This window comes from Erwinia sp. BNK-24-b (genome assembly GCF_047456155.1).
Lineage (GTDB): Bacteria > Pseudomonadota > Gammaproteobacteria > Enterobacterales > Enterobacteriaceae > Erwinia > Erwinia phyllosphaerae.
In genome coordinates this window covers 3,565,225-3,590,524 of record NZ_CP179901.1, presented here as the reverse complement: position 1 = coordinate 3,590,524, position 25,300 = coordinate 3,565,225, and the positions used below count along the sequence as shown (strand labels likewise).

29 protein-coding genes are annotated in these 25,300 nt (G+C 51.7%); 14 read left to right on the top strand and 15 right to left on the bottom strand.

The genetic code is table 11. From position 1 onward, the window contains the following. The first annotated feature begins 92 nt into the window (after positions 1–92). The 3 genes from ACMGGR_RS16495 (at position 93) to ACMGGR_RS16485 (ending at position 2,962) form a co-directional block, all read left to right on the top strand. A complete protein-coding gene (locus ACMGGR_RS16495; RefSeq protein ID WP_414147352.1) occupies positions 93–455 on the top strand; it encodes a hypothetical protein in 363 nt (120 codons plus the stop codon). 46 nt (positions 456–501) lie between these two features. Continuing rightward, a complete protein-coding gene (locus tag ACMGGR_RS16490; protein WP_414147351.1) occupies positions 502–1,077 on the top strand; it encodes a hypothetical protein in 576 nt (191 codons plus the stop codon). 820 nt (positions 1,078–1,897) lie between these two features. Further along, entirely contained in the window at positions 1,898–2,962 is a 1,065-nt protein-coding gene (locus ACMGGR_RS16485; RefSeq protein ID WP_246758435.1) for a mechanosensitive ion channel family protein, read from the top strand. 90 nt (positions 2,963–3,052) lie between these two features. On the opposite strand, the gene ACMGGR_RS16480 is transcribed toward ACMGGR_RS16485, so the two are convergent. After that, positions 3,053–3,358 (bottom strand): chorismate mutase, encoded by a 306-nt coding sequence (locus ACMGGR_RS16480; RefSeq protein ID WP_414147350.1) that lies wholly within the window; start codon positions 3,356–3,358, stop codon positions 3,053–3,055. Between the two features lie 259 nt (positions 3,359–3,617). Here ACMGGR_RS16480 and ACMGGR_RS16475 point away from each other — a divergent pair, with 259 nt between their 5' ends. After that, on the top strand, positions 3,618–4,427 hold the full coding sequence (locus ACMGGR_RS16475) for a flagellin (protein WP_281434488.1): 810 nt from the start codon (positions 3,618–3,620) through the stop codon (positions 4,425–4,427). Positions 4,428–4,501: 74 nt separating this feature from the next. On the opposite strand, the gene ACMGGR_RS16470 is transcribed toward ACMGGR_RS16475, so the two are convergent. Further along, a complete protein-coding gene (locus tag ACMGGR_RS16470) occupies positions 4,502–4,768 on the bottom strand; it encodes a hypothetical protein (protein ID WP_246758439.1) in 267 nt (88 codons plus the stop codon). 184 nt (positions 4,769–4,952) lie between these two features. On the opposite strand from ACMGGR_RS16470, the gene ACMGGR_RS16465 reads away from it, so the two are divergent. The 5 genes from ACMGGR_RS16465 (at position 4,953) to ACMGGR_RS16445 (ending at position 9,246) form a co-directional block, all read left to right on the top strand. Further along, positions 4,953–5,096: a hypothetical protein gene (locus ACMGGR_RS16465; RefSeq protein ID WP_246758440.1), complete on the top strand. Its 144-nt coding sequence runs from the start codon at positions 4,953–4,955 to the stop codon at positions 5,094–5,096. Between the two features lie 96 nt (positions 5,097–5,192). After that, on the top strand, positions 5,193–5,402 hold the full coding sequence (locus ACMGGR_RS16460) for a hypothetical protein (protein WP_246758441.1): 210 nt from the start codon (positions 5,193–5,195) through the stop codon (positions 5,400–5,402). Between the two features lie 139 nt (positions 5,403–5,541). After that, on the top strand, positions 5,542–6,216 hold the full coding sequence (locus ACMGGR_RS16455; RefSeq protein ID WP_414147349.1) for a hypothetical protein: 675 nt from the start codon (positions 5,542–5,544) through the stop codon (positions 6,214–6,216). 141 nt (positions 6,217–6,357) lie between these two features. Beyond that, complete coding sequence (locus ACMGGR_RS16450) at positions 6,358–7,776, top strand: sugar porter family MFS transporter (protein WP_414148983.1); 1,419 nt, start codon at positions 6,358–6,360, stop codon at positions 7,774–7,776. Between the two features lie 177 nt (positions 7,777–7,953). After that, positions 7,954–9,246 carry an MFS transporter gene (locus tag ACMGGR_RS16445; RefSeq protein WP_414147348.1) on the top strand — a complete coding sequence of 431 codons (1,293 nt, stop codon included), beginning with the start codon at positions 7,954–7,956 and terminating at the stop codon, positions 9,244–9,246. Between the two features lie 88 nt (positions 9,247–9,334). On the opposite strand, the gene ACMGGR_RS16440 is transcribed toward ACMGGR_RS16445, so the two are convergent. After that, positions 9,335–10,381, bottom strand: coding sequence for an FUSC family protein (locus ACMGGR_RS16440; protein ID WP_414147347.1), 1,047 nt, complete (start codon positions 10,379–10,381; stop codon positions 9,335–9,337). Between the two features lie 186 nt (positions 10,382–10,567). Between ACMGGR_RS16440 and crcB the strand changes: the two genes are divergently transcribed. Then, positions 10,568–10,948, top strand: a complete 381-nt coding sequence (gene crcB, locus ACMGGR_RS16435) for a fluoride efflux transporter CrcB (protein ID WP_414147346.1) — start codon at positions 10,568–10,570, stop codon at positions 10,946–10,948. A gap of 30 nt (positions 10,949–10,978) precedes the next feature. On the opposite strand, the gene ACMGGR_RS16430 is transcribed toward crcB, so the two are convergent. Further along, positions 10,979–11,767, bottom strand: a complete 789-nt coding sequence (locus ACMGGR_RS16430) for a hypothetical protein (protein ID WP_414147345.1) — start codon at positions 11,765–11,767, stop codon at positions 10,979–10,981. A gap of 99 nt (positions 11,768–11,866) precedes the next feature. Then, entirely contained in the window at positions 11,867–13,312 is a 1,446-nt protein-coding gene (locus tag ACMGGR_RS16425) for a sugar porter family MFS transporter (RefSeq protein WP_246758448.1), read from the bottom strand. A gap of 277 nt (positions 13,313–13,589) precedes the next feature. Between ACMGGR_RS16425 and iraP the strand changes: the two genes are divergently transcribed. Both iraP and ACMGGR_RS16415 read left to right on the top strand, forming a co-directional pair. Further along, on the top strand, positions 13,590–13,886 hold the full coding sequence (gene iraP, locus ACMGGR_RS16420) for an anti-adapter protein IraP (protein WP_246758449.1): 297 nt from the start codon (positions 13,590–13,592) through the stop codon (positions 13,884–13,886). An 18-nt stretch (positions 13,887–13,904) separates the two neighbouring features. Next, the gene (locus ACMGGR_RS16415) at positions 13,905–14,381 is read left to right on the top strand and encodes a DUF1348 family protein (protein WP_246758450.1); all 477 of its coding nucleotides are present in this window, start codon (positions 13,905–13,907) and stop codon (positions 14,379–14,381) included. Positions 14,382–14,811: 430 nt separating this feature from the next. On the opposite strand, the gene ACMGGR_RS16410 is transcribed toward ACMGGR_RS16415, so the two are convergent. Both ACMGGR_RS16410 and yjbE read right to left on the bottom strand, forming a co-directional pair. Next, entirely contained in the window at positions 14,812–15,012 is a 201-nt protein-coding gene (locus ACMGGR_RS16410) for a hypothetical protein (RefSeq protein WP_246758451.1), read from the bottom strand. Positions 15,013–15,164: 152 nt separating this feature from the next. Further along, on the bottom strand, positions 15,165–15,434 hold the full coding sequence (yjbE, locus tag ACMGGR_RS16405; protein WP_281434489.1) for an exopolysaccharide production protein YjbE: 270 nt from the start codon (positions 15,432–15,434) through the stop codon (positions 15,165–15,167). A 583-nt stretch (positions 15,435–16,017) separates the two neighbouring features. Between yjbE and ACMGGR_RS16400 the strand changes: the two genes are divergently transcribed. Then, positions 16,018–16,248, top strand: coding sequence for a hypothetical protein (locus ACMGGR_RS16400; protein ID WP_246758452.1), 231 nt, complete (start codon positions 16,018–16,020; stop codon positions 16,246–16,248). A gap of 67 nt (positions 16,249–16,315) precedes the next feature. On the opposite strand, the gene ACMGGR_RS16395 is transcribed toward ACMGGR_RS16400, so the two are convergent. Both ACMGGR_RS16395 and ACMGGR_RS16390 read right to left on the bottom strand, forming a co-directional pair. Beyond that, positions 16,316–17,332 carry an acyltransferase gene (locus ACMGGR_RS16395; protein ID WP_414147344.1) on the bottom strand — a complete coding sequence of 339 codons (1,017 nt, stop codon included), beginning with the start codon at positions 17,330–17,332 and terminating at the stop codon, positions 16,316–16,318. A gap of 111 nt (positions 17,333–17,443) precedes the next feature. Continuing rightward, positions 17,444–17,671 carry a hypothetical protein gene (locus ACMGGR_RS16390; protein WP_246758455.1) on the bottom strand — a complete coding sequence of 76 codons (228 nt, stop codon included), beginning with the start codon at positions 17,669–17,671 and terminating at the stop codon, positions 17,444–17,446. Positions 17,672–18,312: 641 nt separating this feature from the next. Between ACMGGR_RS16390 and ACMGGR_RS16385 the strand changes: the two genes are divergently transcribed. Beyond that, a complete protein-coding gene (locus tag ACMGGR_RS16385) occupies positions 18,313–18,507 on the top strand; it encodes a hypothetical protein (RefSeq protein ID WP_246758457.1) in 195 nt (64 codons plus the stop codon). Positions 18,508–18,599: 92 nt separating this feature from the next. On the opposite strand, the gene ACMGGR_RS16380 is transcribed toward ACMGGR_RS16385, so the two are convergent. The 6 genes from ACMGGR_RS16380 to ACMGGR_RS16355 form a co-directional block, all read right to left on the bottom strand. Beyond that, positions 18,600–20,171, bottom strand: a complete 1,572-nt coding sequence (locus ACMGGR_RS16380) for an ABC transporter substrate-binding protein (protein WP_246758459.1) — start codon at positions 20,169–20,171, stop codon at positions 18,600–18,602. Positions 20,172–20,312: 141 nt separating this feature from the next. After that, positions 20,313–20,975 (bottom strand): ABC transporter ATP-binding protein, encoded by a 663-nt coding sequence (locus ACMGGR_RS16375; protein ID WP_246758674.1) that lies wholly within the window; start codon positions 20,973–20,975, stop codon positions 20,313–20,315. Next, on the bottom strand, positions 20,968–21,816 hold the full coding sequence (locus ACMGGR_RS16370) for an ABC transporter ATP-binding protein (protein ID WP_414147343.1): 849 nt from the start codon (positions 21,814–21,816) through the stop codon (positions 20,968–20,970). Before ACMGGR_RS16370 ends, ACMGGR_RS16375 begins: the two co-directional genes overlap by 8 nt. Next, positions 21,806–22,666, bottom strand: a complete 861-nt coding sequence (locus ACMGGR_RS16365; protein WP_414147342.1) for an ABC transporter permease — start codon at positions 22,664–22,666, stop codon at positions 21,806–21,808. Before ACMGGR_RS16365 ends, ACMGGR_RS16370 begins: the two co-directional genes overlap by 11 nt. Further along, positions 22,663–23,715: an ABC transporter permease gene (locus ACMGGR_RS16360; protein ID WP_246758463.1), complete on the bottom strand. Its 1,053-nt coding sequence runs from the start codon at positions 23,713–23,715 to the stop codon at positions 22,663–22,665. The genes ACMGGR_RS16365 and ACMGGR_RS16360 overlap by 4 nt, the downstream gene beginning before the upstream one ends. After that, complete coding sequence (locus ACMGGR_RS16355) at positions 23,715–25,280, bottom strand: ABC transporter substrate-binding protein (protein ID WP_414147341.1); 1,566 nt, start codon at positions 25,278–25,280, stop codon at positions 23,715–23,717. Before ACMGGR_RS16355 ends, ACMGGR_RS16360 begins: the two co-directional genes overlap by 1 nt. Between the last annotated feature and the right edge of the window lie 20 nt (positions 25,281–25,300).

Genomic DNA, 25,300 nt, shown 5'->3' with positions numbered 1-25,300 from the left:
TAAATGTTACGTGTTTTCTCTTATGGGTTCTTTCCGTCCTGTTAGTTTTTATTATATACGTTAGTTTTTGGATAGTCAGACAATTATTTGATATGAGTTTTATTGAAGTTAAAAGTGAATCTGTAAAAGAAATAATGACTATGCTTAGCAGCTTTAGTATTACAATGACTGGATTTGTGGCGGCAATTGGTGCTTATATAATTTCTATTAGTCATAAAGTTTCTTTTGTTAAATGGAAGGTGAATGGATACATACGACCTTTTTATCACCTTTATGGCATGTGTATAGTTTTTTTATTGTTAACTTTCGTGCTTTGCGTGGCTAACTCCATGATTAGTATTGGTTTTGTCATGCTTAAGTTAACATTGTCTGTATTTGTTGTTAATTTAATTCATATAGCTCTCTTAACTCTGGTTGTAATAGGTCAATCAAGAAGTGCCGAGGATATAAACTAATTTTTTACTCAATTTTTGCTTTAAGTGAATATTTCAAGGGGGTTTTATGGTAGTTAAAGATGAACTTGTTTTGTATGAAAGTATATACAAGGCTGAGGTCGAAAGAAGGGAGAAGTTACTATCTAGAATGAGTCTGCCAATTGCTTTGATCACTGCTATTTTAGGGGGGTGGGCATACATGGTTAAATCATTCTCCCTTAATGAGCGAACCATATGGGGCGGGTTGTTTTTGCTCTTTATAATTCTGACATTCGCTGCGGTCTCTGTGATGTTTTATTTTCTTACAAGGTCATTATATGGGTTTGTGGACAAATTAATGCCCGACGCTCAAGAGTTAAAGAACTACCATGATATTTTATGTGCCACTTATGATAGTTATGCCGATAAAGATGATTTGGTTGATAAGTATTTTGATGAATTTATGAGGGATAGTTATGTAACATATTCTACTATTAATTCTAAGAATAATGACCTGAGGCTTGATTATATATATAAGTCATTAGTGCTTATTACCATAATTATTTTTCTTTCTTTTTTTGGTTTTATTTGTTTTAGTATTTGTCAATTATCATCTACAAATGATAATGTTAATTTTTTAAAATTTTTAAGCCAGCTATTTTGAGAGGAGAAACTTCTATGAGTACAGGTAACAGGCCCCCGCCTTCGCCTCCGCCAGGACCAGGACCAAGAAATGTAAGAGGTGGAAAAGTAACGCCGCCATCAGCACCACCGCGACCTAGCTCGCCGCCAACTGGTGGAAGCAGAAAAGGATAGTTACTAGCCAAACAAGGATGTTTTTTAAAAGTCATTGGGGCATTTGCTTTTTTTTAAAGCGATTTATACGATTCATGTGCTTGGGTGGTAAAAGGGGCATAAGTGGGGGCATGGTTTTATTTTTATTTGGAAATACTCAATAAAACAATGGCTTAAGAGGTTTTTTTACTCCTATTATCGGCACCAGTCATCTCTATTCTATTGATTTTATCCATATTAAATCCCCTCAGAATGAAAGCGCGAGCGCTCGCCGCTGGATTACTGGCTGTCGTACTTCTCTTAACTGGATGTCCTGGGCCTGGCGATCGAATGGTAGATCGCGAATCTACAAAGGCATTTGTCAAAGACCGAATTTCCCGAATGCTAACCCGGTCAGGATACATGCTTTCAGTTAGTCGCAATAGCATTTAACCTACTGATATATATCTATAAAACTAAAAAATAAAGCCATGAAACATCGCCAGGGAACCGGCAAAAACTACCGGTCTGCCAAAAGGGGTATAAGCTTATTAGACCTGCGTCCGCTTCGTACCAGAAGCGGAGGCGACCACGCTGAAGAAGCGAACGCGGTGAACAGAAGAAATCCGCAGATAACCTGGAAGAAAAGGGTTACTGATTTTTAACTTGCCTGACGACGAAAGGTCGTGGGCTTAACGTAAGGGAAAATGATGCCATTGCTATTTGGTGAGTTATCTGGCGCGCCATCATGGGTGCCTGCTGTATTGCTCGTCACGCTCTCCCTCGCACTGGGGTTTCTGGCGCGATTTACGCTGCTCAGATTCATCCGCTACTGGCAGAATCGAGACAGAAAGCTGTTTAAATCGCTTGAAAAGCATCTGCATGGATCAATGTTTCTTTTTATTCCTTTATTGCTGATCAGCATAGGGCTTAATTATGTAAATATTGAACCTGAATCCATTAGCTTTATTACATCTACTATTCATATATTTATTATATTATCGTTTTGCTCAGTGCTTATCCGCTTGATTAACGTGGCGCAGGATATGCTGTTCATACGCTATGATATTAATCTTTCAAATAATCTTCGCGCCCGAAAAATACGTACGCAGATAATGTACGTTAAAAAGGTTGCCATCGTTATCCTGGTAACCGTTTGTCTTTCCCTTATCCTGCTTAGCTTTCCTGGCGTTCGGCAGTTTGGCACGACAATCCTGGCGGGTGCAGGGGTAGCCGGAATAATAATTGGTTTTGCGCTACAAAAATCGCTCGTTAACCTGTTTGCCGGTATCCAGATAGCTTTTACGCAACCTATTAAAATCGATGACGCGGTTGTGGTTGAAAAAGAATGGGGCTGGATTGAAGAGATAAACCTGACTTATGTGGTGGTACGTCTCTGGGATCTGCGTCGACTGGTTTTGCCCATTACCTACTTTACAGAAAATCCGTTCCAGAACTGGACGCGTAATAATGCACAAATCTTAGGTTCGGTTTTTCTTTATCTTGATTATTCCATGCCGTTAGAACCTCTGCGCAAGCATTTTGAAAAAGTCCTCAGTGAGACAAAACTCTGGGATCGGGAAACCCAGGTGCTTCAGGTTACCGATACTGATGATAAGACCATGACAATCAGAATGCTGATGACGGCGCAGAATTCCCCTACGGCCTGGGATTTACGCTGTTACGTAAGGGAAAAAATGATTGAGTTTATTCAGCAAAACTATCCTCAGAGTCTTCCTCGCATGAGGGCCACGCTGACGGATCCCGAGGATTAAAAGTCCAGACCTGAGCGCTTTCGCTTTCAGGGGGGAATATATAGAGGCATGGCACAAGCGCAGCCTTACTTCCCCCCTTGTTTGAAATTGTTATACAGAGTTAGTTTTTTCCTGCTGTAACCGCTCGTGTTGCTCAAGCTCGTACTCAATAAACGCATTTATCATGGTCCGGTAAACTTTCTCAATAATGACTTCTGAAAGTCCTGCCTCAACCGCTTTCTTGCGAACCTTATCTATAACCTGCTGCACACGATCCGGGGCGCGAACGGCTGAGCGATCGGTTTTGAACGTGGCGGCTGCTTTAACACACTCGGCGCGCTGGGCAATAATTTTGACCAGCTCGCTATCTAATCGATCAATCTGGGTTCTGACATCTTCTATCGTAGAAAAAACCATTCTCTGAACCTTATGGCTAGTACATGAATACAAGAGCATACCTCAAATTTCGACCGATACGAGCCTGAGTATTGCTAACCTCTCTCTGCGTAAATGCTAAGAATTTGATAATATAATGTTTTTTATCAAAATGACCTTTTTGCCTGCTTTTTCTCAACTCGTTTTAAAGTTTTACCAGGTGGTGACGATAAATAATACAGACGGTGACGGGCATCCTGGCGCCGTATCCGAACCCTGGTAAAATTTTAAGGAAACGATCATGTCCGTTATCAACACTAACATTATGTCACTGACCACTCAGAACAACCTGAACAAATCACAGGCTTCTCTGAGCACCGCTATCGAACGCCTGTCTTCCGGCCTGCGTATCAACAGCGCTAAAGACGACGCCGCGGGCGAAGCGATTGCTAACCGCATGAGCTCACAGATCAAGGGTCTGACTCAGGCATCACGTAACGCCAACGACGGTATCTCTCTGACCCAGACCGCTGAAGGTTCACTGGACGAGGTCAACACCAACTTACAGCGTATCCGTGAACTGACCGTGCAGGCGAAAAACGGCACCAACAGCGCCGACGACATCGACTCAATCCAGAAAGAAGTTGACGCACGCCTGTCTGAAATCAACCGTATCGGCGCGGCAAGCACCTTTAACGGCACGGCAATCTTCAACTCTACCGGCAGCGTAAACATCCAGGTTGGCGCTAACGACTCTACCGACGCTAACGTTATCAGCATCGACCTGTCCGGCGCTGGCTTCCAGACTTCTGGCCTGGGCGCAACGTTCAGCGTGACCGGCGGCGACCTGTCAGACCTGGATGCGCGCATCAAGGACGTTGACACCGCACGTAGCGGCCTGGGTGCGATTCAGAACCGTTTTGAATCTACCATCAACAACCTGAACACTTCTGTGACCAACCTGACCGCGTCTCAGTCACGTATTCAGGATGCGGACTACGCAACAGAAGTGTCAAACATGTCGAAGGCGCAGATCCTTCAGCAGGCTGGCACCTCCGTGCTGTCAAAAGCCAACCAGGTTCCACAGGGCGTTCTGTCTCTGCTGCAGTAAGTTCTGTCGCTTCAGCAAACCCGGCTCCGGCCGGGTTTTTTTATGGCTAAAATTTTTGATTTAAAAGGGGAATGTTATTTGTCACCGGCACTGTTTGTTTTACCGGGAATATTGGTAAAAATAAAATGCTGCGGCACTTCATCGCTAAGAATATATTCTTCATCTCCCAGCCGCTCGGAATCAAAATTAAATGTTTCCCGCAGCGCGCCGCTAAACAACGCCGTGCTTTGCTCATTTTTAGCAATAAGCACTGTTTTATCAAAGTTGTTCTTCCCGATTCTGGTTTCGCTGTATTCAGCCGGAAAGGTTAAAGTGCCATACTGAACCGTGATTTTTTCCATGATTTTCCCCTTAAGGCGTTGACCTGAAAAATAAAGCGCACAGACCCGTTAAATGAGTAGAGCAGGCAAGTGAACAAGTTACCAGCTTTGCGCTAAGGTTTCGGATTCGTTTCCAGCGCTTTTGGGACTCAGATCTTAAAATGGCGTTTATAATGAGTATTCATTCGCTATGCAGGAGATTGCCATGTTCATTTATTCCCCTTACGCCAGCGTTTATCGTAAAAATTGCGGGAAGCAATATTTCCTGACCCGGATCGAAAAAGATCCGGAAGACAAAAAAGACAACCCGGATGAGGCCCCGGAGTCGGGCGACAAACTGCCAGAGTAAAGCCCAGCTGATTTTATCGGATCTGTGATGCAACGCGGGCTATGTTCATACCCAGCCTCTATAGTTAACTGACCCTGTGGATTGATCGAGGTAGCTATGTCTGAACGTCCGGATTACCAGGAACCCGTTCCTGATGACGCTGAATATCCAGCAGATGAAGATCGTGAAGATATTCCCGAAGGCAGCGATGAAATTGTCGATCCGCTTGATGACGATGAAGAAATCGATGCGCCTCTGGAAGAGGAGGATGAGGAAGAGGACGACGAATATGAAGAGGATGACGACGATCTGGAGGAGGATGTCTGATTGCTAAAGGATGAATAGTGGACTGCCCGCGCAGGTTGAGGGCAGTTCATTTCGTTTTTCTGCTTTTGCTAAGGCCGCTCATTCTTTCTAAACTCCCTCCACTCTATAGCAAATTTTGTCCCTTCATATTGAGGAAAGCATGTCTGACGTCGCCGCCAGCCTGGAGCAAATTTATCGGCAGCGCTCGCAAGAGACGCAGCGTATCTGGCAAGAAAACCCTGAGCAAAAAACGCATTCGGGGTTTTACCCGGAAAATTTGAGCGCTATTGCCACCGGCATCCAGCCTGCTTTAAACCCACAGATAAGCGAACTTCTGGCCGAGCTGGGACAGCTAAGCCAGGGCGATCCGCTGGCCGACGTGATGCATCCAGACCATTTTCATTTAACCTTTCTTGCCATTACGCCTGCCCTGTATAACAACCATCGTCAGCCCGAAGCCGTTAGTGGCCTGCGAAAAATAGCCGAAAAATATCTGCATCAAACCTTACGCGTTCGGGATCTACGGCTGGTGGCTTTGCCCAATCAGCTGCTGATAGCCGGGATCCCCGATGCGGAAAATAGCGTGCAGCGAACCGCGTTCTGGCGCGAGCTACAGGATTCTGACTGGGCCGGGCTGCTGCAACAAAGGTATGGCGGAAAGGAGCCACCGCTTTTCTGGCACAGCACAATTTTGCGCTATAACGCGACGGTTTTACCCGATCGTTTACAACGCTTTTTTGCACAGCGAAGAGAGCAGCGTTATGGGGAAATGACGGGAAAAATTGTGCTCAGGCTGGTGAGCTATAACTGGTCGAGCACGCAAGAACTGGCGTGAGCGCCGCTAAACAATGAGATCGCCATCACATCCTGGCCTGCTACAGCAGATTTATCCATGCCTGTGGACTCTTTAACATAACTTCCGGAAAGCTCCGGTCTGTATGTTACCGGCAGACAAGGATAAAACTGGAGTGTAATGATGGCTTCAATCAATGACAGTTTAGCGCTGCCAAAGGCGCAAAAAAATAAAGTCCGCCGGATGAATATATTTATTTCGTTTTCGGCAGGGCTGGCCGGATTGCTGTTTGGTCTGGATATCGGCGTGATTTCGGGCGCGCTGCCTTTTATCACGCAGCACTTTACCTTAGACAGCCACCAGCAGGAGTGGGTAGTCAGCAGCATGATGCTGGGCGCGGCAATTGGCGCTATCTGTAACGGCTGGGTTTCGCATCGTCTTGGCCGTAAATATAGCCTGATGGCGGGCGCGGTGCTGTTTATCGTGGGATCGGTGGGGTCGGCCATGTCGACCAGCCTGGAAATATTACTCGCTTTTCGGGTACTGCTGGGCGTGGCCGTGGGTATCGCTTCCTATACGGCGCCGCTCTATCTTTCTGAAATGGCAACGGAAAATATCCGGGGGAAAATGATCAGTACCTATCAGCTAATGATCACCTTTGGCATCGTACTGGCATTTTTATCCGATACGGCTTTTAGCTACAGCGGCAACTGGCGCGCCATGCTGGGGATCCTGGCGCTTCCGGCCATTGTCCTGTTTATCATGGTGATCTTTCTGCCTAATAGTCCGCGCTGGCTGGCGGCAAAAGGCCTGCACGTGGAAGCGGAAGAGGTGTTGCGTATGCTGCGTGATACTTCCGATAAAGCCCGACAGGAACTGAATGAGATTCGTGAAAGCCTGAAAATGAAGCAGGGCGGCTTATCGCTGTTTCGTAAGAACAGCAACGTGCGCCGCGCCGTGTTTCTGGGGATGCTGCTACAGGCGATGCAGCAGTTTACGGGCATGAATATCATTATGTATTACGCGCCGCAGATTTTTAAAATGGCTGGTTTTCAAAGTACGCAGCAGCAGATGATGGCGACGGTAGTGGTTGGCGTCACCTTTATGCTGGCTACGTTTATCGCGGTATTTACCGTAGATAAAGCGGGCAGAAAACCTATCCTGAAAATTGGCTTCTCGGTGATGGCTTTCGCCACGTTGGTGCTGGGTTATTGCCTGATGAAAGTGGGCGAGGGCGAAGCCACCATGAATCTTTCCTGGGTGGCAGTAGGGATGACGATGCTCTGTATTGCGGGCTATGCGATGAGCGCGGCGCCGGTGGTCTGGATACTCTGCTCTGAAATTCAGCCGTTAAAATGCCGTGATTTTGGCATTACCTGTTCTACCACGACCAACTGGGTAGCGAATATGATTATCGGCGCAACTTTCCTTACGCTGCTGGGCAACATTGGCGCGGCAGGTACCTTCTGGCTTTATACCGGGTTTAATCTGGCGTTCATTGTTATTACGATATTGCTGGTACCGGAAACCAAAAATATCACGCTGGAGCATATTGAAAAGAATCTGCTGGCAGGCAACAAGCTGCGGGATTTAGGGCAATAACAAAAGCGCTATCGGTAACGATTTAAGCTGACAGCCGTCCTGAGCGAAAGGCGGGACGGCAAGCTTTTTACTTTCTGACTTATTTTTCTCCGCTTACAGCTTGCCGCAGTCGCTAAAGCACGACTACTTTTTAAGGTTCAGGTTTGCTTTTTTGGAATGAAGTGACAGGAAGCCGCAATGAAAAAAGTCCTCGGCACGTTTTTGCCTCTCTATACCACCACGCTCTTGATGTTACTTGGTTCCGGCCTGCTTACTACCTATGTTTCTTTGCGCCTTGCCCATGAACAGGTTAGCGGCACGCTTATTGGCGGTATCACCGCCGCAAACTATATCGGCCTGGTGATTGGCGGAAAAGTTGGTCACAACCTGATTGCGCGCGTTGGCCATATTCGCGCTTACGTCTCCTGTGCGGGCATTATTACCGCATCCGTATTGGGGCATGGCTTAACTGAATGGCTGCCCGTATGGATATTTCTACGCCTGATCATTGGTTTGTGCATGATGTGCCAGTATATGGTGCTGGAAAGCTGGCTGAATGACCAGGCAGAGCCGGGGCAGCGCGGGCTGATTTTTGGCTTCTATATGGTCGCGACCTATCTGGGCCTGTCATCCGGGCAGATAATCCTGATGACCCAGGCCGCTTCAGGCAGCGCCAGCCTGCTGATCGTGGCGCTCTGCTTTGCGCTTTGCCTGGTGCCGATTGCGCTGACTACCCGTACCAATGCGCATCCTATGTCGCCGGCACCGATGGAGCTGGGCTACTTTTTTCGTACTATCCCGCGCATTTTATTAATTACTCTGGCAACGGGAATGGCGGTCGGCGCGTTTTACGGTATGGCACCTGTCTATGCCAGCATGCTGGGTTTTACTACGCGGCAAACCGGTTTATTTATGGCTATCACTATTTTTGCGGGACTGATTTCACAATTCCCGCTCAGCTGGCTGTCGGACCGGTTTAATCGCCATCGCTTACTGGGCGGCACCGCACTGCTTTACTCCCTGACGGCTCTGCTGCTGACGCTGCCTTTACACTTTACCTTTGTCTGGGTAACCGGCGCGGCGTTTATTACCAGCATGATGCAGTTCTCTCTTTATCCGCTGGTCGTGGCAATGGCAAACGACAGCGTGGTACCGGAAAGGCGCGTTTCCCTGACGGCCTGTCTGCTGATGGCTTTTGGTATTGGTGCCTGTATAGGGCCGATGGTGACCGGTGCGTTGATGCAGCCGCTGGGCGGTCAGATGCTCTATCTGTTTTTCGCGCTTTGCGGAGTGGCGATAGCGGGAATGAGCTGGCACCGTAGTAAAATCCAGCAGGAGAATGCGGAGAATCCTACGCCTCACGTGGCTGTCCCGGACAGCCTGGCCAGCTCCCCGCTGGCGGCGGCGCTTAATCCTACGCTGGATGAAGAAGAGATTCAGGCGGTCATGGTTAATAGCGAAGAGCCGCAGGAGCAGCAAGCCGTCAGCTAAACGGGCCGATGAGTTAACCCCGGCATGCCAGTTTTCGGCGCGCTGGGGGGATTGCTTCAGGGCATGCCCTGGGGCTGATCAGTATCTTTCAGTCGGCCGATGAGGAACGCTTAAGCAAAATTTGTTTGCGGGTGAACAGGCGCGTTAGCGTAAGGGCAAACAGGGCAAAAATCCCGCCAATGGTAGTGGTTTCCAGCCGATGGGTGGCAACAGCAATCTGCGATGTGCCCAGACTGGCAATCATAAACACCACCATGACGGTCACGATAAAAGCAAAAACGAAATAAGATTTAGTAATCAGCGAGTAGGACCAGGTAAAAGCGGCATAGCCAAAAAACAGAAAGCCGCCGACCAAAAACAGAGGCGAATGGTAGATATCAATAAGCACTGCCGCAAAGAGACTTCCTGCCAGCGTACCCATTACGCGAGCCCGTACACGCGATATTGAGTCGCGGTAGTTGTTGCGCAGGCAAATCAGCAAGGTCATGCCTGCCCAGTAACCGTTTTTCAGATGCAGAATTTCTACCGTTGAAAGCGCCAGCAGCATAGCTAAAACCGCAAAAAATACCGACCACTGTAGATGAATTTTGTGCTTATATTTGCCGGTCGTTACCCGCAAAAAACGCACCCACGCGCGCGGATAGAAGTTCTTCAGATAAAAGGGAAAGCGGCGGAAAACAAGGTAGAGGAAAACCATCTGCACCAGGCCGCCGCCGCCCACCAGCATCGCCCGGTCCAGCGCGTGTTCAACCGAACCGGCGAAATAACCAGAGACCAGATAGGCAATGGACCATTGCAGCAGCATCCACCAGGCGCTGCCGTCAACGTTCGCCATTGTTACGTAGATCCCGGCGTAAAGCATGGCAACAGCGATATACAGCGGCAGAATGTTTCCCGTCAGGCAACCAAGCCATGAAGAAAAAGCCAGGCCCAGCGTGGTAGTGAACAGCAAAGAGAAGGAAGAATTGCCCCAGGTTTTATTCGCGCCAAAAGCAAGAGTAAGCGCGCCGCCCGCCATCAGGCCGGCAGCCGGAACCTGATGGAAAGTGAAGCCGACCAGATAAATAGCTATCAACGCGGGCAGGCAACAAAAACCCAGCAGCATATCCTGTTTGGGAACGGCAAAAAAACGCATAGGCTGGCGACATCCTCCATTAAGCGCAACGCTAAAAAGCGTAGCGCAGTCCATGTATTAACGTATAAAAATCAGTAAATTCAACTTACTTAACCTTGCTAAGCGACACTACAACGGCGACAGGGCGAGACTTGCAAAGCGAAGATGGAATGTTTACGCTCTTCTCACACCGTACCGAGGACCACCATGATAAAACCCCTGATTGCCGTCATTATCGGCGGCTCCGCTGGCTGCGTTATTCGCTGGCTACTGGCCGTACGCCTGAACGCTCTGTTTCCCACTCTACCGCCCGGCACGCTGCTGGTTAATTTAGTCGGGGGCTTTATCATCGGTGCGGCAACGGCGTGGTTTTTACGTCACCCGCAGGTCGATCCCAGCTGGAAACTGTTAATTACTACCGGCCTGTGCGGCGGAATGACCACTTTTTCTACTTTCTCGCTGGAAATCGTCACGCTACTGCAGGCGGGCAACTATCTATGGGCGATGATCTCGGTTATCACCCACGTAATGGGCTCGCTGCTGATGACTTTTGCCGGATTCTGGCTCATCACGCTACTGCTGGGCTGACATATGCCACCCGCTGGTGGCATGCCTTGTTCAGACTTCAGCAGGTTTAATAATCCTGCTCTCATCGCTGTCGAAAGCCAGAGCGCTGGCGCTGGCCGCATCAAATAACGACAGGCTTTCTATCTGATCGAGCAGAATAACTTTGCGGAAGGCCATAGCGGATTTCGGTTCTGAATCCAGCGTAATATCGTGTTCGGCATACCATTTGCTGTAGTTATGCTCTACGCACAGGTTCAGCGTTTTACCATCGCGATAGCCGCTCAGCATAGGGATTATTACGATATTCGCGGTGTTTTCGGTTTCATAAGAGGCGGTATGCACCATACCGATATAAATACGACGTGACTTTAGCGTCACCCACGCCAGTTCGCCTTCTTCCATACATTGAAACAGCAAACCTTCCACGCCGTTAGAGCGGGAAAGCTCTTTATACAGTTTTTTTCGGCCGGTGCTGTTGAGCCGGGCGCTGCCGGACCAGTTAGAACGATAAAGACAAAAAGCGACGGCAAAGCTTAGCATCACTACAACCGGTGCCTGGATACCTAAAAAGCTCCAGTTCATAAACTCGATTTGCCAGTGATGATGATGAATGCCGATTGACCCTGGCATAAGGTTAAACAGGCTGGAGAGGGCAAGCAGAATCAGCCATACCAGGGCGGTAGCAAAGAGGCCCTGCAAAACGAAGATACAGCCATAAAGCGCAACCAGGAAATAGACGTCCCAGCCGAAAGATCGTTTGATTTTAAAGCGTGTCGAAAGGTCGCGGCTGGTATACCAGTAGCCGCAAACCATCAAAACCATAAATATCGCCGTTCCCATTTCAGGCCTCTTTATCCGTCAATCCTGCTGTTAACCTGGCAGGTTCAGGCTGGTTTTTCTGTCAGAAAGTGATGAAATGCGCCCTCCCTGGCGCATCGCTTAGTTGCCCGTCTGCGGGGCAGGGTCGTCCTGAAGATGCTTTTTAAAGTGTTTTTCAATCTGTTCCAGCGTTTTCCCCTGCGTTTCCGGCGCGAAAAGCACGGCGAAAATACCGCCGGCAATGCCGATAGCGGCAAAGGCGAAGAAAGTGTTGGTCAGGCCAAATTTCTCCAGCAGCGTGGGAAACAGAAACGCGATGGCAAAGTTAGTCATCTGCATCGCAAAAACGGAGATGCCGTTAGCCATACCGCGGATACGCATCGGGAACATTTCCGACAGCAGCAGCCAGGTAACCGGCGACAGCGCGCCCTGCTGGAAGCAAAGGAAAACCAGCATCCCGGCCAGCACCAGATAGCTGCGTAACACGTCCGGATGCCCGTCGACGGTTTCCGGCATCAGCCAGGTCAGCAGGCCGATAGCCAGCAGCGTACAGGTACAGCCGATCTGGCCAGTCAGCAGCAGAGGGCGACGGCCGAAACGGCTAAGCAGCATAATGCCGACAAAGGTCATAAGGACCGAAATTACCCCGTTAGCGATGGTGGCCAGCAGCGAAGCATTGGTGCCAAGTCCCGTCGCCTGTAGCATGGTCGGCGCATAGAACATGATGGTATTAACACCGGATAGCTGTTGCAGCATGGCAACGCCGATACCCAGCGCGACCAGCCGCTTCATCCAGGTGGAAATGGTTTTCTTACGAAGCGCATTCTTCTCGCTTTTGGAGCTCATGGACTTACGGATTTCGCCCATCTCTTTTTCTACCATACGAGAATGGCGGGTGCGTTCCAGCACGTCGCGAGCCTCGCGATAGCGGCCATGCATGGCGTACCAGCGTGGCGTATCCGGTAAAAACAGCATGCCAACCCACAGAATGACGGCAGGCACGCAGGCGACGCCCAGCATCCAGCGCCAGGTGGTTTCACCGCCCCAGATTTCGTTAATGGCGGCATTGCTGGTATAGGCAATAAGCTGGCCGGAAACGATCATCAGTTCCTGTAACGTCACAAACTGCCAGCGTCGGTTAGCCGGAACAATTTCCGCGATATAAACAGGCACAATAGCCGCAGCACCGCCAACGGCTAAGCCAAGGATAAAGCGGAAGGTAATCATCATGACGACGTTGGGCGCGGTAGCGCAACCCAGCGAGCCGACCATAAAAATCAGCGCCATGGTGAGAATGATTTTTTTACGTCCGAAGCGGTCGGCTACGCGTCCGGCAAAGACGGCACCGATAGCTGACCCCAGGATAAGAAAGCTGGTTACCATGCCGGTGGTCAGCGAAGTCAGATGCAGATCGTGCTTCATAAAAAGCAGTGCGCCAGCGATAACCCCGGTGTCATAGCCGAACAGTAAACCGCCAAGCGTCGCGATAAACGCGATAACTTTTACAAGCGGTTCGGTTGGCGTGGCTGCCGCGCTGGCTGAACCGCCGTTTGAGGTCTCAGTCACAAGTTACTCCCTTGCCAGTATTATTATTGTGATAGTGGTGTGATAAGGATCACAGCAATAAATTTAATCCACGCTGGGCATTTAGCCAGGAAACGGCGAAATATAATTGTGTAACGGCAGGAAAAAAGCGGTTTTGTACGAAAAAACAGCCAGGCAGGCTAAAAGTCATACCGGATACGGTACAGGGTTCAGCCTGCTGCGGTTTTCACGCTGTTTCAGTTTGCTCGTTTCGGAACGTAATGGTAATTTCTGAGACAATAAACTCCGGGGATAGATTATGAAGCAGCTGGTTATCGATATTTTAATGAAAATGGCCACGATTGAAGTGAGCGCTAAAGAACTGACGGCTCAGGTTGAGGCGCAGTCTTTACTGATTTCCGCGCTGTTGCTAACCGCTGGTAAAGGGGATAACGCAGCCACCATTTCCGACAATATTCAAAACGCTATCGTTACGGCAACCACATCGGGCAAAAGCTTTTTGCAATCCGATGTCGATCTGCTGCTTACCCACGTCAATCGTTTACTGGCGGTTACCCGTTATGTCGACGAAAACGCCAATGCGGAACAAAGCTAAACCTTAAGGAGCGCTTTGATGGCTGAGATCGAACGTCGTTTACCTGTGCCACCCTTTACCCGTGAAACCGCTATGGCAAAAGTTCGCCTGGCGGAAGATGGCTGGAACAGCCGCGATCCGCAAAAGGTCGCGCTGGCTTATACCCGGGACACGCAGTGGCGCAATCGAGCCGAATTTGTTGATGGCCGTCAGCAGGCGGAAGATTTTCTGTCCCGTAAATGGGCTAAAGAGCTGGATTACCGTCTGATTAAAGAATTGTGGGCGTTTGAAGGTAACCGCATCGCGGTGCGCTACGCCTATGAGTGGCATGATGATTCCGGCAACTGGTTTCGCTCTTACGGCAATGAAAACTGGGAGTTCGACGAGAACGGCCTGATGTCGCGCCGCTATGCCTGTATTAATGACTTGCCGATAAAGCCTTCAGAGCGCAAATTCCACTGGCCGCTGGGGCGTCGTCCTGACGAGCATGCTGGCCTGAGCGAACTGGGTCTGTAAATCTTAGTGAGTGGCTTGAGCAAATCGGGCCCGTAAATCTTAGCGAGTGGCCTGAGCGCACCGGGCCTGTCAATCTTAGCAAGTGGCCTGAGCGCACCGGGCCTGTCAATCCTGGCAAGTGGCCTGAGCAAATCGGGCCTGTGAATCTTAGCGAATGGCCTGAGCGCACCGGGCCTGTAAATCTCAGCAAATGGCCTGAGTGCACCGGGCCTGTAAATCTCAGCGAATGGCCTGAGCAAAGCGGGCCTGTCAATATCTGCCACAACTGCCATAACTACTAAAACCGCCCAGCTGCTAAAACCGCCGCAACCGCCAGCGAAAGGCACAGCCTGGCATCTCGCCTCAGAAAATAACCTTGCATTATTTGTGAATATAAATTGAATTCGCGCAGGCATCGATCGCTGAAAAACCAGGCGGGATAAACGATTGCTTAGTTAACCGATGTGGTTTCAGCGCCGTGATTACGGTAAACCTCGCCGCATAACAGCACCGCAGAAGGCCGCCGTTCGTGAATACGGTTAGCCATCTGCTGGCAGGCAGCTCGCGTGGGGAAAATATGGTCAGACACGGGCAGGGCGTCACAGGCATCATGACCGCAGGCGCTGACCAGTAAAACGAAGCCGATTAACATAGCCTCTCCATAGTGAATCCAAATCAGTCCCAAGTATAGGTGAAAAGCGAGGCGGCTGCGGGCAAAGCTGATCGGGGACGAAGATGATAACTGTCCCGAGGCGAGGGGGGAACAGCCAGCCTGTTTACGGTCAACAGGCTGGCCTGCCGCGATTATGGTGCCATCGTCGCGGTAGTGGTGGTCGTGGTGGTGGTAGAGCCAGCACCGTTGCTGCCGTCGCCGCCGCCACCGCCCATGGTGGCCAGAGCGATACCCAGCAGTGCGCCAACCGCGCCTACGCCGACTGCGTTAGAGTTGCCGCTGGACATGGTGGTCGCTTCGCTGCCGGCCGCAACGCCTGCTGCTGCGGGTGCTGGTGCGGCAAAAGCGCTGCTGCTGCCTGCCATCGTTAAAAACAGAACCAGTGCGGTGATTTTTTTCATTATATTTATCCTTGGGTGTAAACAGGTGTTGTTGCCGGAAAGCTTAGATTTAAATTTCGACATTGCAAATAGAGGCAAAAAGTAATTTTCAGCGCGTTTCCACTAACGCCCTCTGCAAACAGTTCCACCTTTTATTAAAGTAAACAGCGCTGGCCTGACCGATGCAGAAAATCCTTTTGCAGCCGGGCGGCAGGGAATAAAAGGAGAGCACTCAAATTTACAGAATTATCTTAATAAGGAGGGCGGCGACCGGTCAGGAAAAAATAGCAATGCTGGACATAAATAAGTGCCAGTAGAATCTATATTCTCAACCTCATTTTCAGAATAAACGATGACAAAAAATGTCGCCGGTTTCCCGCGCCAGGGCAGAAAATCCGGCGTAAAAGAAACACAGGTATGTATCAATGTGTTTTGTGGTTAGCAAATGTGACCAAAAAATGACGGTGGCGAGGGTCACCTCCTGATTTTACTCAGAAAAGCGAAATATAGCGGCAAGGTGCTCGCCGACAGAGAAAACCACTTTGAGATGGCAATCTTGCGAGGCTCTGCCAGACTTAAAGTTTACATCAAACAGGAGGAGAGAATGAGCACCGACTATCATATCCCTACGTCAAGTGATGAAGAAGTTTGCACCATAATTGGTAAAGCGGTGGTTGACCTGAGTATTACCGGGCAGCCTGTTAACAAAGCTACGCTGGCGCTCAAGCTATTAGCGATGGCGGATCAGGACGGCGATGAAGAGAGGATCCTGCTTTACTGGATTGCACGCAGAGCAATCAATCAGCCACACAGATTTGCTGCAGCAGCATACTGACAGCCCGTGGCGTTCCGGTGCCTTACCTGAAGAGCGGCCGCCTGGATGCGCGGCCGTTTTCGACTATTCAGGTAATGCGCCTCAGCCAGGGGATTAAGCGTAGCAGCCAGACAATCGCCGCAGAAACCAGAAAGCAGAGCAGGGCGATAAGCGGGATCGTCAGCGCAGAATAGTAGCTTTCAAATTCCATGTGCAGTAAACGCAGAACTGCTTCCAGCACCATCATGTGCACAAAGAAGATGCCGAGGCTCAGCCTGGACAATCCATGCACCACTCTGATAGCTCGCTTGCCGTACTGGAAAGGCGCATTCAGCAGCATAAAAAAGCCTGCCAGCGAAACGACAACCAGCGTCGGGGCAGAGTAGAACAGGAAAACCTCGTTTGGCGCAAATGTACTGATGGAAAGCGAATAGGTCATGACCGCCGTTAATACGGTAGAAAGAATAAAGATAACGCCCGAAATAACGACCTTAGGATTAATATCAAAACGTCTTGCCACCCCGCCTATAATATAAAACCCCGACAGATACACCACCATATCGATATTGCTGGCCACAGGAATAGCCTTGTGTTCCAGAAGGTTAGCCTTCACATTATCAAATAATACATAAACCGAAGCCAGCACAAACCAGACGGTAACCGTATAGTTAACGCGCTGCTGGCTGCCGTTTTGAATAAATGTATTAAGGAGCGGCGTGACCAGATAAAGCAAAATCATTGTATAAATAAACCACATGTGCGGGTAGGCGGGCTTGCTGAGCAGCTCCAGCAGGCTGACCGGCGTGGTATCGGCATTCACCTCTTTATTATAAATAATATAGATTATTGACCAGGCGATAAGGGGAATAACCAAATCCAGCACGCGCGTTTTTAACGTACTGAGCAATGATTCATTTTTATTTAAGGATACATAGCCGGCAATCAGTAGAAATAGCGGGAAAGCAATGCGGCCAAGCGCTTCATACATTACCGAAACAGACCAGGCAAGATGAAAATAGCTAAAAGGGATAGCGGCCGTATGCAGCAAAATAACCAAATATGTCGCCACCACGGTCAGCAGCTTAATATTAATTTTTTTCAACACTTAACTCCTTGTCAGGAAGCACAATCGGACGCAAGCAGTCAGACTATAGCCATTAGGCTAAAGGTAACATACTCCGTGCGGCAGACGTATCTCCGGACAGGAAAAAAGCGCTCAGGTACGGTGGGTTATCGCTTCAATGGTGACCGTTGATGGACAGTTTTCGCCCGCTTTGACGATGCGATATTCCGCCTGGCCCTGATGAATATACATGCAGGCGCGTCCTGCAGACCCGCCATCCTGCTCCTGTGACAGGTTCAGCGTCACCTGTTTTGCCTGGGTAGCCGTCGACAGCGTCGCGGCAAAAAACACCGGTATTACCAGCGTAATAAATTTAGTCATAATAAAAAGCCAGAAGTTGATAAAAGGGCCGGCTCTGCTTTTAAGGGGCACTGCCAGTCATAAGCTATGAAGTTAGCGCTACGTTACGGCGGCCTGCAAGCCTCGCACAATAATATCGGAGGAAGCCTGGGGAGATCCGCTGGAATAGTCTTAAACTGGCTGGTCTTAACAAAACCGTGGGATTTACAGAGGAAAACCTCTGTTTTCAGGCAGTAAAATACGGGCTAGCTGACGGTGAAGGCGCTATGTGGCTATTTTCAGTGCCAAAATAAGGTAAAGTATTGAGCGGAAAAATTAAATTTGCCTTAGGAGGGAAAAAACGTGGTCGGTAGAGAGGAAAAAATTGCCTCGGGAAGTGGGAAACCCTACTGCACTTCCTGAGGCTATGCAAATGCATAATACGTTACGGATTGAAATGTAGACGTTTTTGAGACGTTGTACAAGTTTAATTTGAAAGTTGTACAAAGTTTGCTAAGTGCATAATTATTCACTTTTCCCGCTGATTTTTTCTGCGCCGGATGGATGGTCACCGACAAGGTAAAAGAGGTAAAAGCAAAGCGAACCGGGCACGGTGAAAAACTTCCACCGAGAGTGGGGAAAGTTGTTAAAATTAGCCTTTACTCTTTTTCACGGAAGCCGCTATGTCATCTGAAATCGCTCACCCCTCCAGCAGCCCTAAACAGGCCGCGTTGCAACTGGTTATCGAACTGGTACGCGCAGGTAAACTCAGCCCGATGCAGGGCGACGCTTCAAACATGATCTCTATCTATGAGCAGTTTAAGGCGCATTTTGAGTCCGATAAGCATAAACACGCTTCTGACTCTGCTATCTCCTGAGGTGACAAACGGGCGGTTTACCGCCCGTTTGAGATTTAAAGCGCAGGCTCCGGGAGCAAGCGTCCTCTGTCAGGCATCCCCCGTTACAAGGCTTAGCGTTTGCTGACGCTGTCATAATAAAGCATGCTCACGCCGATACTTTGCTGCGCGCCCTGCACGTTATCGCGTAATCCCACCAGTTTTTGTCCCTGCAGCGTGACGACATAAGGCGAATCATGCTGAATCTGTTGCTGTAGCTGCTGATAAAGCGCGTTGCGCTTCTGTACGTTACTTTCAGCGGCAGCCGCCTTTGTTTCTTCGCTCAGTTTGGGGATAGCCCAGCCCAGCCGCCACGCCAGCGTTTTTGGCCCGCCCGGCACGTTATACGCAAAGGCGCTGGCGTTGGTATTGGGATCGATATAGTCCGCGCCCCAATAGATAAAGATCGACTGAAAATCACGCCCGCGCATTTTCCCCCACAGCTCGGCTTCCGCCACTGGCTGAATGGCAAGCTGAATATCCGCTTTGGCAAAGCTGGCCTGTAGCGCCTGCGCCACATCGGTATAAGGCGGCTGGTTAATGATTGTCAGCGAAAAGCGGGTGCCGGGCTTAATGCCGCCCTGCTGCAAAATCTGCTTTGCTTTAGCCAGGTCGTAATGGAAAGGTTTATCTTCCAGCACGCCATCAAAGCCCTGCGGCAGAAAACTTTGATGCACCTGATACTGCCCTTTAAGCAGATCTTTAGAGATAGCGTCGTAATCTACCAGCCAGCGCGCGGCCTGCCAGAGCGCCGGATTGCCCAGCGCGGGCTGCTGTTTGTCCTGAGTATTAAAGCCAAGATAATAAACCAGGCTGGAAGGGAAGCTGGCAATCTTCACGCCGGGCTGGTTTTTCAGCGCGGCGAACTGATCGGCACCTAAGTCGTAGGCCACGTCGGCATCGCCCTGTTGCAGCAGCAGGCGACGCGAACCCGCATCGGCTACGCCTTTCAGGAGAATACGTTTTAGCTTAGGTAGCGGCACGGCATGGGTGTTTTCCTCCAGCACCAGCGCCTGCTGTGGAACGAAGTTACGAATGCTGTAAGCGCCGCCGCCTGCGGAGTGATCGCGCAGCCAGCCGTTACCGTAATCCTGATTACTGGCATGCTGCTGAGCAAGCTTGCTGTCGACAATGGAAGCGACCGGCGCGCTCAGCAGGCGCAGCGCCAGATCGCGACCGATAGCGGCAGGCCAGCGGATTTCAACCTGGCTGTCGCTACGGCGAATCAGCTGCTGGCCAATATTTTCCGGCGTCCAGCCAAACTCCGCCAGGATAAAAGAGGGCGTTTTGTTCAGCTTAATGACGCGGCTTAATGACCAGATAACATCATCCGCCGTCACCGGGTTACCGCTGGCAAACGTGGCGCCGGGCCTGAGGGTAAAGATCAGGCTATGGTCATCGCTGCCGGGCTGCCAGGCGCTGGCCAGCTGCGGCACCAGCTTGCGTGAGTCGGTGCGATCGGCATCGACCAGTTTCTGATAGAGATTAACCAGGCTGCTGCTGCTGACCGTTTCAAAACTTTCGGCCGGATCAAAGCTGATAATACCATCCAGCGGGATTGCCACCACCAGCGTATCGGCTGGCGTGGCTGCGTAAGTCTGGGCAGCGTAAAGCGTGGCGAGAAGAGCAAAAGTGGTCTTGCGCATCGGCATGTCCTGAGTAGGGGGATAGCAGGACTATAGGGCGAAAGAAGCGGCAGGGAAATGCGAATTCCGGCAAGGGTTAGCTGTTTAAGATATTAGCCAGATCAATTGCTTATGGCCGATCTTAACGATCGGCCAGCGGGGTCAGGTAATATGGCCGCGCGCCATCCTGACCGCCCGATCGCACATGTGATCGATAACGTCCGGATCGTGGCTGACCAGCACCATCGTCAGGTTATCCTGCTGCTTAAGGTTGTTCAGCAGGTTAAGAATTTCGGCCTGTACCGACATGTCCAGCGCGGAGGTTGGTTCATCCAGCAACAGGATTTTGGGCTCCAGCAGCAGCGCTCGTACAATGGCTACGCGCTGACGTTGACCGCCGGAAAGCTGATGCGGATAGCGATCCGCCAGCGCGGGATCCAGGCCGACATGACGAAAACCTTGCTCAATTCGGTCATTGATATCCCGTACTTTCAGTAGCTTTAACGGTTCAGCCAGCGTACGACGCAGGCGGTGCCGTGGATGCAGCGAAGCATAAGGATCCTGGAAGACCATCTGTACATCGCGGCGCAGCTGTCCGGTGAAGGCTTTACCCGGTCTGGCCTGATGGCCGGCCAGCGTCATGCCGCCTTGCCATTCTGGATTCAGCCCGGCCATCACCCACAGCAGGGAAGATTTACCGCAGCCCGACGGCCCAACCAGGCCAAAGCATTCTCCGGCCTTAACCTGAAGCGTTACCTCATGCACCACGGTGCGCTTTTCATAGCCCTGGCGATGCGCCACGCTAAGGTTTTGCAGATCAATCATGTTCACGATGAGCCTCCAGCGCGGCGCGATCCAGCGTCGGTAAAGGTTTGCCCTGGGTTGCTTTACTCGGTCGGCATGACCATAGCGTACGGGTATAGGGATGGGTTGCCTGCGGCAGTTCAGCGGCGGGTAGCGTATCCAGAATATCGCCCTGATACATCACCATCACTCGCTCACAATGCTCAGAGACCTGCTGCAAATCGTGACTGATCAGCAGCAGTCCCATATTGCGCTCTTCTACCAGTCGACGTATCAGCGCCAGCACCTGATCGCGCATGGCGTGATCCAGTGCGGAGGTCGGTTCATCGGCAATCAGCAGTTGCGGATCGGCAATCAACGCAATGGCCAGCATGACGCGCTGCCCCATGCCGCCGGAAAGCTGATGGGGATAACGTTTCATCAGCTCGGCAGGCTGCGGCAGGCCAACCGCATTGAGCATATCGCAGACTTTTTCTTTGATTTCCGCACGGCTGAAGCGGGCGTGCAGCTTCAGCGGTTCCGCTACCTGCCAGCCGATAGTGCGCATCGGATTCAGCGCATATTTAGGATCCTGCATCACCATTGCCAGCTTACTGCCGCGCAGTTGGCTCCAGCGGCGCTCATTTAGCGTCAGCGCGTTTTCTCCCGCCACGCTGAGCGTGCTGGCCTGTAAATGCAAAGCAGGGGAGAGCAGGCCCATCAGGCTGCGGGCAGTCAGCGATTTGCCGGAACCCGATTCGCCCACCAGCGCCACGCGTTCGCGGCCCAGGCTGAAGCTGATGTTGTTGACCAGCGTCGCACCAGCTGGGCTGCTGATGGTCAGGTTTTTTGCTACCACAAGCGGGGAATGTTCAGTTGGCATTTCGGGTATCCAGTCGATCGCGCAGGCCGTCGCCCGTCAGGTTAAAAGCCAGGCTGGCAAACAGAATCGCTCCGCCAGGCGCGGCGGCAACCCACCACTGATCGAAGATGACCTTACTGCCTTCCGCCACCATCGAGCCCCACTCTGCCGTCGGCGGCTGCACGCCCATGCCCAAAAAGCCCAGGCCGGCGGCGGAAAGAATAATGCCGCCAAGGCTTAGCGCAGCGCGCACCACGGCGCTTGGCAGGCAAAGCGGCAGAATATGGCCAAACATCAGGCGCAGGCCGTTAATGCCCTGCATCTTTGCGGCGGCCAGGTAGTCGCTGCGGCGCAGCGCCAGCGTTTCGGCGCGCGCCTGGCGGGCAAACGGCGGCCAGTTGGTTAACGCCAGCGCCAGCGCGCCATTCATCAGGCCAGGACCCAGCATGGCCACCAGCGCCAGCGCGATCACCAGATTGGGCAGCGACAGAAAAATATCGGTTATGCGCATCAGCACGCGCTCGGTCCAGCCGCCCAGGTAACCCGCGCAGATGCCAACCAGCATACCGACAGGAATGGTTAGCAGCAGGATCAGCGACACCAGTAGCAGCGTAGGGCGTGAGCCGTAAATGACCCTGGAAAGCAAGTCGCGACCAAAGCCGTCGGTGCCCAGCCAGTGCGTGGCGGAAGGCGGGAGCAGGCGGGCCGATATAATCTGCGCGTTGGGGTCGAAAGGAGCCAGCAAGGGCGCAAACAGCGCCGCCAGCAGTAAAATGGCAACCAGCGTTCCGCCAATCGCCAGAGAGGTGACTCGCGGACGACGGCGTCGGCCTGTCGGCGCGATATCAAGGTCGGTAAGATTTTGCGTCATCGGGTTCTCGGATCGGTGAGATAAGTTAACGCATCCGCCAGCGCATTCAGCGTAATGAAACAGCCGCCAATCAGCAGCGTGGAGCCAAGGATAGCAGGCGTATCGGACGCAAACAGCGCGGTAGTCATGTAGCGGCCCACGCCCGGCCAGGCAAAGACCGTTTCGGTCAGAACTGACCCTTCCAGCAGCGAGGTATAAGAAAGTACCAGCACGGTAATCAGCGTGCCGCGCACGTTAGGAAAAACGTGCAGCAGCAAAATGCGGCCACGGCTGGCACCTTTGGCGCGCGCCAGCGTCACATATTCTTTGCTGCTCTCTTCCAGCAGCGCGGCGCGCAGCAGTCGGGTGATGGCCGCCATCGCCAGCAGACCCAATACCACTACCGGTAGCCACAGGTGTGCAATGGTGTTGCGGAACATCTCTTTGTCGCCGGAAAGCCAGCTGTCGACCAGCATCAGTCCGGTTTTCGGCTCCAGCGTATAGATCCAGATATCGTCCAGACGACCCGGTCCGGCCGACCAGTGCAGCACGGCGTAAAACAGCAGCAGCCCCAGCAGCCCCAGCCAGAAAACCGGCACGGAATAGCCCAGCAGCGAAATCATCCGCGCAATGTTATCGACCACGCTACCCGGTTTCCATGCGGCCACCAGCGCCAGCAGAATGCCGAAAAATGCGCCGAAGATCATCGCGCAGGTCGCCAGTTCAAAAGTTGCCGGGAAGGTGCGCAGCAGATCGCTGGCTACCGGCGAGTTGGTCAGTCGGGAAATCCCTAAGTTACCGTGCGCAAGATGAACCAGATAGCGCCAGAACTGGACCGGCAGCGGCTGATCCAGCCCTAACTCGTGGCGAACCTGAACATAGGTCGATTCGCTGGCGTGATCGCCCGCAATCTGTAAAACAGGATCGACCGGCGACAGATGAGAAAGGATAAAGGTGAAAACCAGCAGGCCCAGCAGCGTCACTGCCAGCGAAAGCAGACCGGTAAGCAGACGGCCGCCGCGCAGCCAGAACAGCCGGGCGGACCCGGCTTCAGCGGTAAAACCCGCCATTACTTGCTGACCTGGTTGTAGTACACCATATCCGGGTTGATGCCCTGAATATAGCCCGTCAGGTTAGCGCGCAGCGCAATCAGGTTCCGCGCCTGCAGGCCCACCACGTACGGCGAATTCTTCTGCACTTCGCGCTGCATATTTTCATACAGCTTGATGCGTTTTTCCTTATCGCTTTCCGCCGTGGCCGCCAGCGTTTGCTTGTTCAGCTCTGGAATATGCCAGTTGGAGCGCCAGGCCAGCGTTTTGCTGCCGTCTTCCGGGTTGTAGGCGAAAGCAGAGGCATTGGTATTCGGATCGAAGTAGTCGGCACCCCAGGCATTCAGCGTGGCCTGGTACTGGTGCGCTTTCACGGCGGTAGCCACTTCGGTACTGATGCCCGGAATCAGCTCAACCTTAACGCCGCCGCGGGCAAAGCTTGCCTGCAACGCCTGGGCAATATCCAGGTATGGCGGCTGGTTGCTGACGCTCAGCTTAAAGCTGACGTTTTGCAGTCCGGCTTTCGCCAGAATCGCTTTCGCTTTTGCCGGATCGTACGTGTAAGGATTGTCGTTCAGCGCGCCTAAGAAGCCCTGCGGCAGGAAGGACTGATGTACCTGGAACTGACCTTTTAACAGGTCGTCGGCAATGCCTTTATAGTCAAACAAATAGCGGGACGCTTCCCAGAAGGCCGGGTTTTTCAGGGCCGGGCTGGCATCGATATTGAACTGCAGGTAATACAGCGAAGCCATTGGGATCGCCATCGGCTTGACGTCCGTTTTACCTTTTAGCGCCGCCATCTGATCGGCGCCTAAATTACGGGCGATATCCGCGTCGCCCTGTTCCAGCAGCAGACGACGGGCAGCCGGTTCCGGCACGTTTTTAATCAAAACGTTTTTCAGCTTTGGTGCACCGGCCGGTGAGGTCGGGTTGGCGCTCAGCAGCAGCACTTCATGCGGGATATATTTGCGGATCTGATAAGGGCCGCTACCGGCAGAGTGGGCGATCAGCCAGGAATTACCAAAGTCGTTCTTCTGCGCGTTGGCCATCGCGGATTTCTCATCCACGATAGAGGAGACCGGCGCGGCAAGCAGGCTCAGCACATAGGTCGGGCTAACGTCAGCCGTCCAGCTAATCTGCACGTGCTGGTCATCAATCTTTTTCAGGTGCGAATCAACGTTCTCTTTGGTCCAGCCCAGCTGGGTCAGAATAAAAGAGGGATCAAGGTTAAGTTTAACCACGCGGCCTAATGAAAAAATAACGTCTTCCGGGCGAAGCGGATTGCCGGAAGAGAACTTCACGCCGTCGCGCAGGGCAAAGGTCAGGCTGCGGTTATCGCTGCCAGCCTGCCATGAGCTGGCCAGCGTAGGCTGTAAATCGACAGGGTTTTTCGGGTCTGGCTGAACCAGACGTTGATAAAGGTTGGTAAACGCCTGTACCGAGGTCAGCTCGAAGCCCTGAGCGGGATCGAAGCTGTTAGCATCATCGATAGACTGTGCAATAACCAGCGTATCCGGCGGCGTGGCGGCCTGCGCTGCAAAAGAACTGGCCAGCGCGACGGCGATGGCTGGAAGCAGAAGTTTCATGACGTTTCCTTACCCTGTTG